Raw genomic sequence first — 18,165 nt, forward strand, 5'->3', positions numbered from 1 at the left:
ACAGAAAGGGGAGAATCTCAGCGATAGGATTTTCCTACCTTACAGCCGCGCTTGACCATGTTATCATCACGGGATGGCGAGGCAACGTTGCCAAAGATTTTACGTATAACGATGAGATATTAAACATGACCGATAAACTGACTTCCCTGCGTAAGCTGACAACGGTAGTAGCAGATACCGGGGATATTGCGGCTATGAAACTGTATCAGCCGCAAGATGCGACCACCAACCCTTCCCTGATTTTGAATGCAGCTCAAATCCCAGAATATCGCCAACTGATTGATGAAGCCGTTGAGTGGGCGCGTGGTCAAAGCGATTCCCGTGAGCAGCAAATTATCGATGCCGGTGACAAGTTGGCCGTTAACATTGGCCTGGAAATTCTGAAACTGATCCCGGGTCGCATTTCTACTGAAGTTGATGCTCGTCTGTCTTATGACACCGAAGCAAGCGTAGCGAAAGCAAAACGCCTGATCAAACTGTATAACGAAGCAGGCATCAGCAATGACCGCATCCTGATCAAACTGGCTTCTACGTGGCAGGGCATCCGTGCTGCGGAACAGTTGGAAAAAGAAGGCATCAACTGTAACCTGACCCTGCTGTTCTCCTTTGCCCAGGCTCGTGCTTGTGCAGAAGCCGGCGTCTACCTGATTTCGCCATTCGTTGGCCGTATTCTGGACTGGTACAAAGCCAATGGCGACAAGAAAGAATTTGCACCACACGAAGATCCGGGTGTGATTTCTGTTGCTGAAATTTATCAATACTACAAAGCGCACGGTTATAACACCGTCGTCATGGGTGCAAGTTTCCGTAACTCGGGTGAAATTCTGGAACTGGCTGGCTGTGACCGCCTGACAATTTCCCCTGCACTGCTGAAAGAGCTGTCTGAAGCAGAAGGTGAAGTTGAATGCAAACTGGGTTATGAAGGCGAAATCAAAGCGCGCCCACAACGCATGACTGAAGCTGAGTTCTACTGGGATCATCACCAAGACGCGATGGCAACTGAAAAACTGGCGGAAGGTATCCGTAAGTTTGCGGTAGACCAAGGCAAACTTGAGAGCATGATCGCCTCTCTGCTGTAATCTCAAACGATACGCTATTTTTTCTTATACAAAGGCGACATAATGGATGTCGCCTTTTGTTTGTCGTTAACTGAGGTTTATATGAACGTATTACGCATTGGCCTCGTGTCTGTTTCTGATCGGGCTTCCAATGGCATTTATCAGGACAAGGGGCTGCCGGCACTGGAGGCATGGCTGGAAACTGCGATCACGACACCTTTTCGTGTAGAAAGCCGTCTGATCCCCGATGAGCAAATCCTGATTGAGCAGACATTATGTGAATTAGTCGATGAAATGGGATGCCATCTGGTACTGACCACCGGGGGAACCGGGCCGGCACGCCGGGATGTCACACCGGATGCAACCCTCGCGATTGCTGATCGTGAAATGCCCGGGTTTGGGGAACAGATGCGTCAAATCAGCCTTCAGTTTGTTCCAACGGCAATCTTGTCCCGTCAGGTAGGCGTAATCCGCAATCAGGCGTTAATTCTTAACCTGCCCGGACAACCCAAAGCCATCGCAGAAACGCTGGAAGGATTGAAAGACGCAAATGGCAAAGTACGGGTCGCCGGAATTTTTGCCAGTGTGCCTTACTGCATCCAGTTACTGGATGGCCCTTATGTGGAAACGGATGAAACCGTGGTTGCGGCATTCCGCCCCAAAAGCGCACGGCGTTGATATTCAGTCGCTTTCCTTTTTTGCCATCTTTAATTTTTTTCCATTAAAGCCGGCAGAATAAAAATCAGATAATCCCGAAATCGCATAGCATAAATAGCATAAAAAGGTTCTGAACAGGCTCAGAACCTTGATGGATAATTAAGTGATAAATCAGGATCGGCTATTCATCCAGACTACGGCCATGAGTTTCAATCACCTGCTTATACCAATAAAAACTCTGCTTACGGCGACGTTCCAGCGTGCCTGTTCCCTGTTCATTTTGGTCAACATAAATATAACCGTAGCGTTTGGTGATCTCACCTTTTGAAGCACTGACCAAATCAATCGGCCCCCAACTGGTGTAGCCCATCACATCCACCCCATCCTCAATCGCCTCCCTGACTTGGATCAGATGATCGTTCAGGTATCGGATACGGTAGTTATCCCGAATACTGCCATCGGCTTCTGGTGTATCTTTCGCACCCAGACCATTTTCCACAATAAACAGGGGCTTCTGATAACGATCCCATAAGAGGTTCAAGAGGGTACGTAAACCGATAGGGTCTATCTGCCAGCCCCATTCCGAACTGTGCAAATGAGGATTGGCAATCATGTGCAGGATATTCCCCTGCTGTTTCAGAGACGCCGCTTCATCTGCCGTCGTACAACCACTCATGTAATAGCTGAATGAGATAAAATCGACGGTGTTTTTCAGATCACTTTTATCTTGTTCGGTAATGGTAAATGCAATGTTATTGTCGCGGAAATAACGCAACATATAGCCGGGATAATTCCCCCGACATTGAACATCACCAAAAAATAACCATTTTTGATTTTGCTGAAGCGTTGCCAGTACATCTTCTGGTTTACACGTCAGTGGATACATCAAACCACCCAGCAACATATTACCTATTTGGGCATCAGGAATGATTTCCCGACACAGTTTCACCACCCGGGCACTGGCAACCAATTGGTGATGAATAGCTTGGTAAATTTCAGATTGACTGCTGTTTCTCGGCAATCCTACCCCCGTCAGCGGTTCATGCAGCGACATATTGATTTCATTGAATGTCAGCCATAATTTTACTTTCTGTTGATAACGGGTAAAGACCGTGCGGGCGTACTGTTCAAAAAACGCAATCAGCTTGCGATTACCCCAACCGCCGTATTTTTTGACCAGTGTCCACGGTATTTCATAGTGGGATAGCGTAATCAAAGGCTGAATACCGTACTTGGCCATTTCGTCGAACAGTTGGTCATAAAATACCAGCCCCGCTTCATTGGGTTGAGCCTCATCTCCATGCGGAAAAATCCGGCTCCAGGCGATGGAAGTACGCAGGCATTTAAACCCCATTTCCGCAAACAAGGCGATATCTTCGGGATAGCGGTGATAAAAATCGATGGCGATATCTTTGAGATAGGGGATTTCATTTGCAGCGCTTCGTTCAATCACCGGGCCTGTAATGCCATAAGGCAAGGTATCTGATGTAGAAAGACCTTTTCCATCCGTCAAATAAGCCCCTTCAACCTGATTGGCGGCAACCGCACCACCCCATAGAAAATGCGCTGGAAACTGTTTCATTTAAATTTCCTCTTTTTTATGCGTGATAGCTTTTATGCGTAATAGCTGGCAGGCCAAACATCCATGTTAAAAGGGTAGAAATGGCAAACGCCAGCAGCGTACCCATCATGGCTCCCCACACGGTATGATCGATGCCCGATGGCGGGATCAATTGAGTGAAGGTAAAAATATTGAGCAGTCCCATTGAGTACATGGCGCTTTGATAATAACCAACAACTGAACCCCCCATCGCACCCGCAATACAACCAAAGATAAACGGCCTCCGGTAAGGCAGGGTCACACCATAAACCGCAGGCTCAGTAATGCCAAACATCCCCGCAGTCGCAGCAGAACCCGCGAGTACTTTCAATTTAGCATCACGGGTACGCAGGAAAACACCCAATGCAGCCCCCGTTTGCCCGATGACCGCAGGCAGTAATAAAGGGGCTAACGTATCGTGTCCCAAAACCGTTAAGTTATTGACCATAATGGGTATCAACCCCCAATGCAGACCAAAAATGACGCAGACTTGCCAAATTGCGCCCATCACCATTCCCGCCAGAGCTGGGGCAAATCCATAGATTGTTTGGTAACCTTGAGCCAATATTTGGCTTAACCATGTCGCCGCAGGCCCAATGACCAGAAATACCAGTGGCACAATAAGCATCAGGCAAATCAGGGGGGTAATGAAGGTTTTGATTGCACTGGGCAGGAGGGCATCCAATTTTTTTTCTATTTTGCAGCTTACCCAAGAGGCAAAAATAATGGGGATCACCGAAGAACTGTAATTCAAAAAGGAAAGTGGGATCCCTAAAAAGTTTTCGCTTGAGTGACCCGCAATCATTGATGTCTCAAAAGCTGAGATGATGAGCGGATGCACCAATGCACCACCAATTCCCATCGTAATAAAAGGGTTGCCGCCGAATTTTTTACCCGCTGTATAACCGAGTATTAGAGGAAAAAAGTAAAACAGTGAATCGCTGGCGGCATACCAGACATGATAAGTACCGCTGTCAGGTGATAACCAATGAATTGTGGTGGCAACGGCCAGCAAGCCTTTTAAGATCCCCGAAGCGGCCATGATACCCAAAAATGGGGTAAAGATGCCGGAGATGATATCGATAAAATGGTTAAATAAACTGTCCCGGCGCTCCGTTGAATCGGTGATTGGGGATGTTTCATCAGGAATTGCCAACCGTTGCTGAATAACCTGATAGACCTCTTTGACCTCATTCCCAATCACAACCTGAAATTGCCCTCCGCTCTCGACAACCGCAATAATATCGGGATGAGCTTTCAAGGCATTGAGATCGGCGAGATTGCGATCCCGGAGTTTGAACCGCAATCGAGTCGCACAATGGACGAAAGTAACTATATTCTCTTTACCGCCAACACCTACAATAATTTCTCGCGCCAGTATCGGGTAATTCATGCTACTTACCTCATTGTCACATTGTCTATGCTTCAATAATCTAATTTTTAAGTCTATTTACTTTCTTCATTTGCTCAATTTATGCCCGATAAAAATGTGATTGTGATCGCGAGATGAGTTATGACTCTATCTCAATTCGCATTCCTGCCTCTTTCCACCCCGAAAACCCGGTTTTAAATCGGCGGGCGTGAATGCCTTTTGCCCGAAGCAATGCAAGGGCATTGGTAGAAAGCACGCAATATGGGCCACGGCAATAGGCAATGAGATCCTGGCTGGAGGTCAATTCATCCAGCCGGTTTTCCAATTCATCAATGGGAATGTTGATGGCATTGGGTAAATGACCTTGCTCAAATTCTTCTTTTGACCTGACATCAAGTAAGGTCATGCTGTTTGCTTTGATCTTTTCCAGCAACTCTTCCCATGAAATGGCTTCCTGATTGCTCGTGTCATCAATCAACCTACGCATTTCTGTACGGTTAAATTCAGCATATTGCTGGAGTGCTGAAATAACCGCACTGACCGGCCCTTCACTCTGACGATAAAACACATGTTTGCCTGATTTGCGGGATTGGAGCAATCCTGCTCGTTTAAGGTGCTGAAGGTGCTGGGATGTATTGGCAATGGACAGACCGGAAAGCGCCGACAAATTTTCCACCGATTGCTCAGTATCGAGCAGGCACTCAAGCAGTATCAACCGATGGGGATTGCCCAACACTTTCGCGATTTCCGCAATTTCAACAATAAGTTGTTTATCAAACATTGACTTTAACCTTCCTACATTATTACAATAAATTAGTTAATTGAATATGATAACAGAATTTTTTCGCGAAAAACATCGTAAACCCTTCGTTCAATGCGGACGAGAAACAGGTGACTGACATTCGGAGAATATCAACAAATGAGTGAAGCGTTGGAATTTATTGTTCGTTCTGTATTCATTGGGGCTGGGGCAACGGTTGTGATGGATCTTTGGGCTGTCATCATAAGACGCTGTTTCGGCATACCTTCACTGAACTATAGCATGGTGGGACGCTGGCTTGGTCATATTCCAAAAGGGAAATTCATCCATACACATATTCTACAAGCCGAGCCGGTGAAAGGGGAAAGCGGAATGGGTTGGTTCGCCCACTATTTTATTGGCATTATTTTTGCGGGCATTCTGTTACTCATTTGGGGATTAGCTTGGGCAAAAAATCCCACGTTTCTTCCTGCATTAATCATGGGGTTCGTGACGGTCATTGCCCCTTTTTTTATTATGCAGCCGGGAATGGGAATGGGGATAGCGGCATCCAAAACCCCTGCCCCTAATACACTAAGACTGAGAAGTTTAATGGCGCATACTTCTTATGGTATTGGTCTGTATTTAGCCGCACTTTTCCTGACATTATTTTCTTGATTTCATCCCCTTAAATGATGGCTGATATCTTTAATTATGATTTTGAAAAAAAGCGATTAGGTCTTTAAATTCAGCCATGATCAAGGTTCTTCCATTCTCAATTCCCCTGATATGTAGATTTAAATTCTCCCTCTGAGCGAATCCAAACTACATATCACCGCAATCGTTCCATTTAAAAAATTGCAGAATAAATATCTTTTAATATAGCATAAGTTTTATTTTCATCTATTTTAACCCTCTTCGAATTTATTGAAGATCATCATAAAAATCCCATTTTATAACTATAAATCGGTAACTTATGTCACAATATCAAAATCGTTCACTAAACAGGCAGGACTATAAAACTCTGTCTTTAGCTGCCTTAGGCGGTGCGTTAGAATTTTACGACTTTATTATCTTTGTCTTTTTTGCCGTTGCGCTGGGAGAACTCTTTTTCCCTGCGGATACACATGAATGGCTTAGGCAACTACAAACATTTGGTATTTTTGCTGCGGGTTATCTGGCCCGGCCTTTAGGTGGGATCATCATGGCTCATTTTGGTGACCTCATTGGGCGCAAGAAAATGTTCTCACTCAGCATATTACTGATGGCCGTACCCACATTGACCATTGGCATGTTGCCCACCTATGATGCCATCGGCATTGCCGCGCCGGTACTGCTCTTACTGATGCGGATTATGCAGGGAGCGGCGATTGGGGGAGAAGTGCCCGGTGCATGGGTTTTTGTCGCTGAACATGTTCCCCATAAACGCATCGGTCTCGCCTGTGGGATTTTGACGGCAGGATTGACCATGGGTATTCTGTTTGGCTCTCTTGTCGCGACTTTGATCACCTCCATTTATACCCAACAAGAAGTATTGAATTGGGCATGGCGTCTCCCCTTCTTCCTCGGCGGCATTTTCGGCCTGTGTGCCATGTACCTGCGTCGTTGGCTACATGAAACGCCTATCTTCAAGGAAATGCAGGAACGCAAGGCACTGGCAGAAGAGTTGCCACTAAAATCCGTGGTGCTTAATCACAAACCCGCCATCACGATCTCTATGTTGTTAACTTGGCTACTGTCTGCTGGCATCGTGGTCATTATCTTAATGGCACCAACCTATATGCAGACGGTATTCCATCTGGAACAATCACTTACCCTGAAAGCAAACAGCCTTGCGATCATCTCGTTGGCGATAAGCTGCGTCTTTGTTGGATATTTATGTGACAAATGGGGCGCCGGTATCGTGTTGATCATCGGCTGTATGCTATTGGCTGCTGCCACGTGGTTTTTCTACCATAATATCAGCCATGAACCGCTCAAATTATTCAGTACTTATGCCATCGCGGGATTGGCTGTTGGCGTCATTAGCACAACGCCATTCGTTATGGTTAACAGTTATCCACCTGAAATACGGTTTAGCGGCATTTCATTTTCCTATAATTTGGCCTACGCCATTTTTGGTGGACTCACTCCGATCTTGGTTACCCTGCTGCTGAAATATACTCCCCTGGCGCCGGCCTACTATATGCTGGCGTTATCAGTGATCGGTATCTTATTGGGATGCTATTTGCGCAAAAAAGCCATGTAAAAACGGGCGGGGAGCAAGGCGGGCGAGTTATCGACTAAGGGCAGGATGAACACAAAGGCTCATCCTGCCTGAAAACGGTTAAGCCTGTTTCACTTCACCCATCGGCAGAATAGTCCGGCCATATTGTTCATTCAGAACTTCAGCCATTGCCAGATAGAAAGCACTCGCACCACAGATAATGCCTTCAAAACCCGCGAAAGTCAGGATGTCAGCATTGCCCGTAATATTTCCTATCGCCAGCAAGGCGAACAACAGCGTCAGGCTGCCAAACACAAATTGCAGGACACGGTTGGCCTTCAACGTACCCAAGAACATGAACAGGGTGAAAATTCCCCACAAGGCGAGGTAAACGCCGAGAAATTCCTGGCTGGTTGCTTCTGCCAGTCCCATTGTTGGCAGGAACAGCACGCCGATCAGACTCAACCAGAACATTCCGTAAGAGGTAAATGCGGTCGCCGCAAACGTATTCCCTTTTTTGTACTCAAAAATGCCGGCCAGCACCTGAGCCAAACCCCCATAAAAAATTCCCATGCTCAAAATGACCGACGTCAATGGGAAAAAACCTGCATTGTGCAAGTTCAATAAAATGGTTGTCATACCAAAACCCATTAAACCCAACGGGCCTGGGTTCGCCAACTTATTAGCGTTCATACTTCCCCTAGAAAATGCAAATAAAACAAAATAGTAAAAAAAAGTTTTCCGGGCGTTTTTGGCGCCGAGAACCCATAAAAGGCGGCGAATCATAATGTGATGGCATCAACTACACAATGGCCTTGGAAAAAAATTTTTTACTAAACTTCAATTTTTTTTCAATCTGCCCCTTGATGATGAGACGAATGACCCCATCTAAGTTTCAACTACAGTTACTACTGATATATCAGCATCAACTGAAAACATAAAATGGGGAATGTCTGGCAATCAGTGCCATTGAAAAGCAAACATTCGTCCTCATATAGCTTAGTAACTTGACCGAATATATGAATTCTTTGTGGAGGCGTTTAGATGGGTAAAATCATTGGTATCGACTTGGGAACTACCAACTCTTGTGTAGCAATTATGGACGGCACTACTGCTCGTGTGCTTGAAAACAGTGAAGGTGACCGTACCACACCTTCCATCATCGCATATACTCAGGATGGTGAAACTCTGGTTGGTCAACCAGCTAAACGTCAGGCTGTCACTAACCCGCAAAATACTCTGTTTGCCATCAAGCGTTTGATCGGCCGTCGTTTTCAGGACGAAGAAGTTCAGCGTGACGAAGCCATCATGCCATACAAAATCATGGCAGCGGACAACGGCGATGCATGGTTGGAAGTGAAAGGCCAGAAAATGGCACCTCCTCAGGTTTCTGCTGAAGTTCTGAAAAAGATGAAGAAAACAGCGGAAGATTATCTGGGCGAGCCAGTCACCGAAGCGGTTATTACCGTTCCTGCCTACTTCAACGATGCACAGCGCCAAGCCACTAAAGATGCGGGTCGTATCGCAGGGCTGGAAGTTAAGCGTATCATCAACGAACCGACTGCTGCTGCCCTGGCTTATGGCCTGGACAAAGAAGTGGGTAACCGTACTATCGCGGTTTACGACCTGGGTGGCGGTACTTTCGATATCTCTATCATCGAAATTGACGAAGTTGATGGCGAAAAAACGTATGAAGTTCTGGCAACCAACGGTGATACTCACTTGGGCGGTGAAGACTTCGACAGCCGTATGATCAACTATCTGGTTGACGAGTTCAAAAAAGAACAAGGCATCGACCTGCGTAACGATCCACTGGCAATGCAGCGTCTGAAAGAAGCCGCAGAGAAAGCGAAAATCGAACTTTCTTCTGCTCAGCAAACTGACGTGAACCTGCCATACATCACTGCTGATGCAACCGGTCCTAAGCACATGAACGTTAAAGTGACCCGTGCGAAACTGGAGTCACTGGTTGAAGATCTGGTTAAACGTTCTATCGAGCCACTGAAAGTAGCCCTGAATGACGCAGGTCTGTCTGTATCTGACGTGCAAGATGTCATTCTGGTGGGTGGTCAGACACGTATGCCAATGGTTCAGAAAGCAGTTGCAGACTTCTTCGGCAAAGAGCCACGTAAAGACGTGAACCCGGACGAAGCCGTTGCGATAGGTGCAGCCGTTCAGGGCGGCGTACTGGCAGGTGACGTGAAAGACGTTCTGCTGCTGGACGTAACCCCACTGTCTCTGGGTATCGAAACCATGGGCAGCGTGATGACTTCCCTGATTACCAAGAACACCACTATCCCAACCAAGCATAGCCAAGTGTTCTCAACCGCAGAAGACAACCAGTCTGCGGTCACTATCCACGTACTGCAAGGTGAGCGTAAGCGTGCCAGCGATAACAAATCCCTGGGCCAGTTCAACCTGGATGGCATCCAACCAGCAATGCGCGGTACTCCGCAGATCGAAGTCACTTTCGACATCGATGCTGATGGTATCCTGCATGTTTCTGCCAAGGATAAAAATTCAGGCCGTGAACAGAACATCACCATCAAGGCATCTTCTGGTCTGAACGAAGAAGAGATCCAACAAATGGTACGTGATGCAGAAGCAAACGCAGAAGCAGACCGTAAGTTTGAAGAATTGGTTCAAATCCGTAACCAAGCTGACCAACTGATTCACGGTACTCGTAAACAAGTTGAAGAAGCGGGTGACAAACTGACTGCAGACGAGAAAGCAGCCATCGAGAAAGCCACTTCTGAACTGGAAACGGCGATAAAAGGCGAAGACAAAGCTGACATCGAAGCGAAGATCCAGGCTCTGGTTGAAGCGTCCAAGAAACTTCTGGAAATCGCCCAGCAACAAGCTCAGGCAGGTGCTGCTGACGCTGGCAACGCGAAAAAAGAAGACGACGTTGTAGACGCTGAATTCGAAGAAGTTAAAGACAAAAAATAATAGCCCTTAGCGGGCAAAGTAACAGGGCGCCTGTTACTTGTTAACTGGCACGGGCGTTGAGGTAACTCCACGCCCGTGCGTGCGTGTTAAGGGTAAACAATACGATGGCAAAGAAAGATTATTACGAAGTTTTGGGCGTCGCCAAAACCGCAGACGAAAAAGAGATCAAAAAAGCCTATAAACGGCTGGCAATGAAATTTCACCCTGACCGTAATCAGGGCGATAAAGATGCTGAAAGTAAATTTAAAGAAATTAAAGAAGCGTATGAAATCCTGACGGACTCTCAGAAACGCGCCGCTTATGACCAATATGGTCATGCTGCCTTTGAACAGGGCGGCATGGGCGGTGGCGCAGGTGGCTTCGGTGGTGGAGCTGAGTTTAGCGATATCTTTGGTGACGTTTTCGGCGATATTTTCGGTGGTGGTCGCCGTCAACAGCGCCCCAGCCGTGGCTCAGACCTGCGTTACAATATGGAATTAACCCTGGAAGAAGCTGTCCGTGGTGTGACCAAAGAGATCCGCATTCCAACATTGGAATCCTGTGATAGCTGTCATGGCAGCGGAGCAAAAGCAGGCACCAGCCCAGAAACTTGCTCAACCTGTCACGGTGCAGGCCAGGTGCAAATGCGTCAGGGGTTCTTCGCGGTTCAGCAACCTTGTCCTCAGTGCCATGGTCGTGGAAAAATCATCAAAAACCCTTGCGGCAAATGTCATGGGCATGGTCGCGTTGAAAAATACAAAACCCTGTCTGTTAAAATTCCAGCGGGCGTTGATACCGGCGATCGCATTCGCTTAAGTGGCGAGGGAGAAGCCGGTGAGCAGGGTGCACCAGCCGGTGATTTGTACGTACAGGTTCAAGTTAAGACTCACCACATCTTTGAACGCGATGGTAGCAACCTCTATTGTGAAGTCCCTATTCACTTCGCAACGGCGGCATTAGGTGGCGAAATTGAAGTCCCTACCCTTGATGGCCGCGTCAGCCTGAAAATCCCTGCGGAAACGCAAACGGGCAAATTGTTCCGCATGAAAGGTAAAGGGGTAAAATCCGTTCGTGGCGGTGTACAGGGCGACTTGCTGTGCCGTGTTGTCGTAGAAACGCCGGTTAAACTGAATGAAGAGCAGAAAGAGCTGATGCGTAAATTGGGTGAATCTTTTGGCGGAAAAGGCGGTGAAACCAATAGCCCTCGTTCCAAGAGCTTCCTTGATGGCGTGAAGAAATTTTTTGATGATTTGACTAAGTAATTTAATTACCTTAGTGAAATCTTTGTTAATAATCCCTGCTATTATCCTTATAATTAATTGATAATAAGCAGGGACTTATTAATTTATTCTTTCTAATAACACTAACATACCCAATTCTCTGATTGAAGTTTTGCTAAAAATAGAGCAGACTATCCCACATAGTAATGCATGACATTATAATTCCTTACCACGTTATACTCACTTTACATATTTTCCACAGTTCTAATTATAAATTATCATGAGGTTAGAATGATGATTGAAAATATCTTACAAGATGCAATAAGACATTCTCGATATGTTTTTCGTGGTAAAACAACGAATAAAACTTATCGTGACACTACAAGGCTATCTGAAAATAAAAGAGCAATGTATGATCCCCAAAATATTACATCAAGGGAAGATAAACATGATGAATTTTTAGATAAACTTCATAAAATAGAGCATCCTATTAATCAATATCAATATTCCTTATCTCAATCAGATGCTGGTGAAGAATTAATTGGAAACTGTGGTGAATTAACGACAGCAGTATTCAGCTACTTAGCTAAACATAGGTCTAGTGATATCTTAGAATGTCTTAGGTCACATGGCAGATGGGATAGAAGTAATGCAATGAAACCCATTTATATACTGTTTCTGGTTTTTGACAACCCATATGATCATTGTATTACTGTTATTACTCATCCTGAGCACACACAGCATATACCTAAGATAGGGCAGAGCTATAGGGCACTCCCTGATAACTCTTGGGTATGTGACTCGTGGGCCAAGATAGCTTGTTCATCTGAGGAATATATTACCAGATGGAAAGTTAAGATGCTGAGATGGGAACTAGTAGGAAAAACAACATCTATATATCAACCAGAGCAGGAACTGGATGACGATATGCATTATCCGTCATCATTGAGACCGCGTAATTATCACGCCATGACCCATAGCATAAAAAGAGTGGAACATATGGCAGTAATACATCCTAATGGTAGTACGAATATAATATGATAATTTTCAAGTGATACCCGTTGTTTTTCAAGTTGTAACTTTGTCGGCGGTGCTCACTCGCTTCAGTCACTGTTCTTGCTAAATATATCAATTGTGGAATATAAAATATGTTTAATTATAACCATGGCTGTTATATAAAAATTCCTTTATTAACAATAAACCTAGATGTAACAGCCCTATTTATATAGAGATTTTTACAATAATCCCAAGACCATATAATGGTGATCTATTATCCTTCACATATCAGTAATAAAGATAATAGGAATAAAAATATTCCCAACTTAATTGAGAGTAATGAATTTCTATTTATCATTGCCTACTAACCCATTACGCCAATTTAGTCCCAATAACTCCAGTCACAATTACAACACAGGCCAATAATCGCATTTTGCTAAACGGTTCCCGCAAGATAAAAACTGACAATAACATAGCAAACAGCACACTGGTTTCGCGCAATGCAGCAACCAGCACAATGGGAGCATAGCTCATCGCCCAAATGACAATTCCATAACTTAGTAGTTGCATCAATCCCCCCAGCAATCCCTGCTTCCAGTATTGACAAATATTCTTTCCAGCCATATTCCAATACTTGAAATACATAATGACGCCCATTACCCAACCATTAACCGCAAATAACCACAAAATATAGGTCAGGGCACTATCGCTGGTGCGGGAGCCTACCCCATCAGACAAGGTATAACAGGCCGTAAATACCGAGGTTGTCATGGCTGCAATCAATGTCTTGCGATCCAAATGAAGCGATTTTTTCCCTTGTGGAAACGCAATCAGAATGATCCCCACAATGATTAACCCGACTCCCAGCATCGTGAAAGGTGGTAGCCTTTCCCGCAGAATTAACCAACTCAATAAGGCAGTAATGAGTGGTGCGCATCCCCTGGCAATTGGATAAACCTGACTTAAATCTCCCGTGGAGTAAGAACGACTTAAAAACAGGCAATAACCGGTATGCAGAATGGCGGACAAGATTAACCACGGTAGAGAAGCGAAGGTCGGTAATCCCACCCAGAATAATCCTGATGTTGCAATCAACCCGGCAAAAAAGACGATAATAGAAATACCCAAGAACCGATCAGCGCTAGACTTTACTAAAATATTCCAACTGGCATGCAACAAAGCCGCACAAAGAACCCACAAGAAAAGTAAAGTCGTCATAAGGTAATTGACTCACATTGTTAGCGATATTGATGATAAGGACATCATCTTTTGTTTAGTGCAATTTATCAATAACTGAAAACAGGTTACTTACACAAAGTAATAATTCGAATAAAACGAAAAGTATCGCACATATAATCTACTTTTTCCGATATCATGTCTGTCATAACATAAGCACTTCGATTAATTTCATAGGTTATCTATTCATGACTGCAATCATTCGCCAGTTTTTGAAGTTAGAGGCAGCAGGAGGAATTATCCTCATTATTGCGGCCATTATTGCGCTGGTTATGGCGAATACGCCATTGCAGGGTATTTATCATCAATTTATCAATCTTCCTGTTGCCGTGCAATTTGCCGCATTGGAAATCAACAAGCCTTTATTATTATGGATAAATGATGGCTTAATGGCGGTATTTTTCCTCATTGTCGGACTGGAAGTAAAACGGGAACTCATGGAAGGCTCGCTTGCGGGTCGTGACAAGGCGATTTTCCCTGCCATTGCTGCACTTGGAGGCATGTTGGCTCCTGCACTCATCTATTTACTGTTTAATGGCAGTGATGACATTGCACGGCAAGGTTGGGCCATTCCCGCAGCGACAGATATCGCCTTTGCACTTGGCGTCATGGCGTTATTGGGCAGGCGTGTTCCCACCGCATTAAAAGTCTTTTTACTTGCATTAGCCATCATTGATGACTTAGGCGTGATCATTATTATCGCCTTGTTCTATACCAAAACCGTTTCTTTGGGGGCATTAGGTCTGGCGGCAGCCATGATTGTGCTTCTGGCCTGGATGAACTGGAAAGGAATAGCCAAAACATCCGCTTATCTGGCTGTCGGTGTTGTTTTATGGGTTTGTATCTTAAAATCGGGTGTTCATGCCACGCTGGCTGGGGTTATCGTTGGGTTCCTGATCCCTCTGCGCGACAAAAAAGGACATTCACCGTCCGAAACACTGGAGCATGAACTGCACCCTTGGGTAGCTTATTTAATTCTGCCCCTGTTTGCTTTTGCCAATGCCGGCGTTTCATTGCAGGGTGTCACACTGGATGGCTTAACAAGCCTGTTACCCGTGGGCGTTGCACTTGGTCTGTTCATCGGTAAGCCATTGGGCATTTTTCTGTTTAGCTGGATTTCAGTAAAACTGGGACTGGCTAAGTTACCGGAAGAAATTGGCATGAGGCAAATTTTTGCCGTTTCCGTGCTGTGTGGGATCGGATTTACCATGTCTATCTTTATTTCTGGTCTGGCATTCGAAGGTCTCAATGACGCTTTCAGTACTTATTCACGCTTGGGTATATTGATTGGCTCCACAACTGCGGCTATCGTCGGCTATGGATTGTTAAACAGACTATTGCCGAAGAAAAATACCGAAGAAAAAACGTAGCCAAAAGCAAATGAATAGACTAATTTAAGCCCAGAACCAGAACTCATTTCCGAAGTAATTCATTCCGTTAGGGTTCGCGACATAGCAGTTAAACAAGAGTCATTAAACATGTCGGGTCGCGAATATTTATATCAATAGAAAATAGGGGAACGCCATAATCTGGCGGCCTCAAATGTAGGGTCACGGCTGTCATACAGATGTGAGGCAATACAAGGATAAATATATGCGGGTTTCACATTTAAATTTTAACCACCTCTATTATTTTTGGCATGTTTGTAAGGAAGGTTCTGTTGTGGGTGCCGCAGAAGCGCTATACCTGACACCACAGACCATTACCGGGCAAATTAAGGCATTAGAAGAACGCCTGGGTGGAAAATTATTCAAGCGGCAGGGAAGAGGCTTGGTGCCCTCTGAACTGGGGCAGTTAATTTTCCGCTATGCGGATAAAATGTTTACGCTCAGTCAAGAAATGTTGGATATCGTCACTTACAGCAGAGAATCAAACCTGCTGTTTGATGTGGGTGTCGCTGATGCACTCTCCAAGCGTTTAGTCAGCAAGGTGTTGGAAACCACGGTGGTAGAGCATGAGAAAATTCACTTGCGTTGTTTTGAATCAACGCATGAAATGCTGCTTGAGCAACTCAGCCAACATAAGCTGGATATGATCTTATCAGATTGTCCGGTAGATTCTTCCCAGCAGGAAGGCTTGTTTTCAGTGAAATTGGGTGAGTGCAATATTAGTTTTTACTGCCGCCAGCCAATCCCGGAGAAACCGTTTCCTGAATGTTTGGAAGAACGCCGTTTGCTGATCCCCGGCCGCCGCTCCATGCTGGGTAGAAAACTTCTGACATGGATACGCAACAAGAATCTTCAGGTTGAGGTACTGGGAGAATTTGATGATGCGGCACTGATGAAGGCATTTGGCCTGTACCACAACGCCATTTTCATTGCCCCTTCTTTCTATGCCAACGATATTTTTGCCGACAGCGATATTGTTGAAATAGGCCGGCTGGATACCGTACAAGAAGAGTATTACGTCATCTTCGCAGAACGCATGATCCAACATCCGGCAGTCCAGCGAGTGTGCAACAAGGATTTTTCTGCTTTATTCAGCGCTCCGCCTAAAAGCAGCCCTAAAAGGTTACGTTAAACGATCCACTAAACACCCAGAGACAAAAAAACCGGCTTAAAGCCGGTTTTTTTCAGCATAGCCAAAACAATGATTACATTGCTTTGATTTGCGCTGCCAGAGCAGATTTATGACGTGCTGCTTTATTTTTGTGGATCAGACCCTTACAGGCGTGACGATCAACAATTGGTTGCATGTCATTAAATGCTTTCTGTGCAGCTTCTTTATCGCCAGAAGCGATAGCCGCGTATACTTTCTTGATAAAAGTACGCACCATAGAACGACGGCTTGCATTGTGCTGACGGCGTTTCTCAGACTGTACGGCGCGTTTCTTAGCTGATTTGATATTAGCCAAGGTCCAACTCCCAAATATATTCTATCGAGGACAATTCAAAGGCCGAGGAATATGCCTGTTCAGCCTTCTTTTGTCAATGGATTTGTGCAAATAAGCGTCGTTGTACGGCGACGCTGGTTACGTTGTGATGGGGCGGGATTTTATCAGCTTACTGAAAGGGAATACAGTCTTTCGCAATAAAAAACTGAATGAATCGCAGAGAAATGCGATAAATTAAATATTTTTCGGGCATCTGGCCTATTTTTATTGTATGAATCAGGTTATTAATTAAAACCCTTTGTGATAGTGGGTTAACCTTGAGCTTTGTACAAGGTATAATCCGGCAATTTCCACGGTATTGAGCCAGCTATGGAGCTAATTCGCGGTATACACAATATCCGGGCGCGTCACCATGGTTGCGTGCTGACGATTGGTAATTTTGATGGTGTCCATCGCGGGCATCAGGCTTTATTAAAACATGTGAAGCAAGAAGGGCGGCGTCTCGGGCTACCGACGATGGTCATGATTTTCGAACCGCAGCCTCTGGAAGTTTTTGTTGCAGATAAAGCACCCGCTCGCCTGACACGGCTGAGAGATAAAATAAAATATCTCGCTCAAAATGGGGTTGATTATCTGTTGTGTGTGAAATTTGACAGTCACTTTGCAGCCAACTCACCTGAAACCTTTGTTTCGCGGTTGCTCGTTGAAAAGCTGGGTGTTAAGTTTCTGGCGATAGGAGATGATTTCCGCTTTGGCAAAAATCGCCGAGGTGATTTTCACTATTTGCAGCAAGCAGGTAAACAATACCATTTTGAGGTCGCCAGTACGGACAGCTTTTGTGACAGTGGTCTTCGGATCAGCAGTACAGCCATTCGTCAGGCACTGCAACGTGATGATCTGGCATTGGCTGAAATATTACTGGGTCATCCATACAGCATAAGCGGCAGAGTCGTTCACGGTAAGCAATTGGGGCGTACCATCGGATTTCCCACAGCTAACTTACCGTTGAAACGCCTGGTTACGCCAGTTAAGGGCGTTTATGCTGTTGAAGTCCATGGATTGGGCGATAAACCTTTACCGGGTGTTGCAAATATAGGCAACCGCCCCACAGTTGCGGGTCAAGGCCAGCAACTGGAAGTGCATTTAATTGATACCCAAATGGATCTGTACGGGCATCATATTGATGTGGTATTACGCAAAAAATTGCGTGATGAGCAGCGGTTTGCTTCGCTTGATGCGCTTAAGCAGCAAATCGCAAATGATGTGGTTGCGGCAAGAGACTACCTTTTGCAGCGATCCGAATCATGTATCTGATATCCA

At 45.3% G+C, this 18,165-nt stretch carries 15 protein-coding genes and 1 pseudogene; 10 read left to right on the plus strand and 6 right to left on the minus strand.

The features are described from left to right. Positions 1-125: 125 nt before the first annotated feature. Both tal and mog read left to right on the plus strand, forming a co-directional pair. A complete protein-coding gene (gene tal, locus Xbed_RS03295; protein ID WP_086111522.1) occupies positions 126-1,079 on the plus strand; it encodes a transaldolase in 954 nt (317 codons plus the stop codon). Between the two features lie 81 nt (positions 1,080-1,160). Next, positions 1,161-1,736: a molybdopterin adenylyltransferase gene (gene mog / locus Xbed_RS03300; RefSeq protein WP_086111568.1), complete on the plus strand. Its 576-nt coding sequence runs from the start codon at positions 1,161-1,163 to the stop codon at positions 1,734-1,736. Between the two features lie 160 nt (positions 1,737-1,896). On the opposite strand, the gene Xbed_RS03305 is transcribed toward mog, so the two are convergent. The 3 genes and pseudogenes from Xbed_RS03305 to Xbed_RS03315 form a co-directional block, all read right to left on the minus strand. Then, entirely contained in the window at positions 1,897-3,297 is a 1,401-nt protein-coding gene (locus tag Xbed_RS03305; RefSeq protein WP_086111523.1) for a glycoside hydrolase family 1 protein, read from the minus strand. A 46-nt stretch (positions 3,298-3,343) separates the two neighbouring features. Next, positions 3,344-4,708: pseudogene (locus Xbed_RS03310) on the minus strand (PTS transporter subunit EIIC); the annotation flags it as partial. 118 nt (positions 4,709-4,826) lie between these two features. Beyond that, positions 4,827-5,468 (minus strand): ArsR/SmtB family transcription factor, encoded by a 642-nt coding sequence (locus tag Xbed_RS03315; RefSeq protein WP_086111525.1) that lies wholly within the window; start codon positions 5,466-5,468, stop codon positions 4,827-4,829. A 138-nt stretch (positions 5,469-5,606) separates the two neighbouring features. Here Xbed_RS03315 and Xbed_RS03320 point away from each other — a divergent pair, with 138 nt between their 5' ends. Both Xbed_RS03320 and Xbed_RS03325 read left to right on the plus strand, forming a co-directional pair. Then, on the plus strand, positions 5,607-6,104 hold the full coding sequence (locus Xbed_RS03320) for a DUF2938 domain-containing protein (protein ID WP_086111526.1): 498 nt from the start codon (positions 5,607-5,609) through the stop codon (positions 6,102-6,104). 298 nt (positions 6,105-6,402) lie between these two features. Continuing rightward, a complete protein-coding gene (locus Xbed_RS03325) occupies positions 6,403-7,674 on the plus strand; it encodes an MFS transporter (protein ID WP_086111527.1) in 1,272 nt (423 codons plus the stop codon). A 78-nt stretch (positions 7,675-7,752) separates the two neighbouring features. Here the strand turns inward: Xbed_RS03325 and satP are convergent, their stop codons facing one another. Further along, complete coding sequence (gene satP, locus Xbed_RS03330) at positions 7,753-8,325, minus strand: acetate uptake transporter (protein WP_086111528.1); 573 nt, start codon at positions 8,323-8,325, stop codon at positions 7,753-7,755. 351 nt (positions 8,326-8,676) lie between these two features. Here satP and dnaK point away from each other — a divergent pair, with 351 nt between their 5' ends. The 3 genes from dnaK (at position 8,677) to Xbed_RS03345 (ending at position 12,821) form a co-directional block, all read left to right on the plus strand. Then, positions 8,677-10,581 (plus strand): molecular chaperone DnaK, encoded by a 1,905-nt coding sequence (gene dnaK / locus Xbed_RS03335; RefSeq protein ID WP_086111529.1) that lies wholly within the window; start codon positions 8,677-8,679, stop codon positions 10,579-10,581. A gap of 104 nt (positions 10,582-10,685) precedes the next feature. After that, entirely contained in the window at positions 10,686-11,822 is a 1,137-nt protein-coding gene (dnaJ, locus tag Xbed_RS03340; protein WP_086111530.1) for a molecular chaperone DnaJ, read from the plus strand. A gap of 249 nt (positions 11,823-12,071) precedes the next feature. Beyond that, entirely contained in the window at positions 12,072-12,821 is a 750-nt protein-coding gene (locus Xbed_RS03345; RefSeq protein WP_086111531.1) for a hypothetical protein, read from the plus strand. A gap of 327 nt (positions 12,822-13,148) precedes the next feature. Here Xbed_RS03345 and Xbed_RS03350 read toward each other — a convergent pair whose 3' ends face one another. Next, positions 13,149-13,994, minus strand: a complete 846-nt coding sequence (locus tag Xbed_RS03350; RefSeq protein ID WP_086111532.1) for a DMT family transporter — start codon at positions 13,992-13,994, stop codon at positions 13,149-13,151. Positions 13,995-14,200: 206 nt separating this feature from the next. Here Xbed_RS03350 and nhaA point away from each other — a divergent pair, with 206 nt between their 5' ends. Beyond that, on the plus strand, positions 14,201-15,382 hold the full coding sequence (gene nhaA, locus Xbed_RS03355) for a Na+/H+ antiporter NhaA (protein ID WP_086111533.1): 1,182 nt from the start codon (positions 14,201-14,203) through the stop codon (positions 15,380-15,382). A 223-nt stretch (positions 15,383-15,605) separates the two neighbouring features. After that, complete coding sequence (gene nhaR, locus Xbed_RS03360; protein ID WP_086111534.1) at positions 15,606-16,532, plus strand: transcriptional activator NhaR; 927 nt, start codon at positions 15,606-15,608, stop codon at positions 16,530-16,532. A 73-nt stretch (positions 16,533-16,605) separates the two neighbouring features. Here the strand turns inward: nhaR and rpsT are convergent, their stop codons facing one another. Next, complete coding sequence (rpsT, locus tag Xbed_RS03365) at positions 16,606-16,866, minus strand: 30S ribosomal protein S20 (protein ID WP_047961479.1); 261 nt, start codon at positions 16,864-16,866, stop codon at positions 16,606-16,608. 348 nt (positions 16,867-17,214) lie between these two features. On the opposite strand from rpsT, the gene ribF reads away from it, so the two are divergent. Next, the gene (gene ribF / locus Xbed_RS03375) at positions 17,215-18,159 is read left to right on the plus strand and encodes a bifunctional riboflavin kinase/FAD synthetase (RefSeq protein WP_086111535.1); all 945 of its coding nucleotides are present in this window, start codon (positions 17,215-17,217) and stop codon (positions 18,157-18,159) included. Positions 18,160-18,165: the final 6 nt, after the last annotated feature.

It is taken from the genome of Xenorhabdus beddingii (assembly GCF_002127545.1).
Classification (GTDB): domain Bacteria; phylum Pseudomonadota; class Gammaproteobacteria; order Enterobacterales; family Enterobacteriaceae; genus Xenorhabdus; species Xenorhabdus beddingii.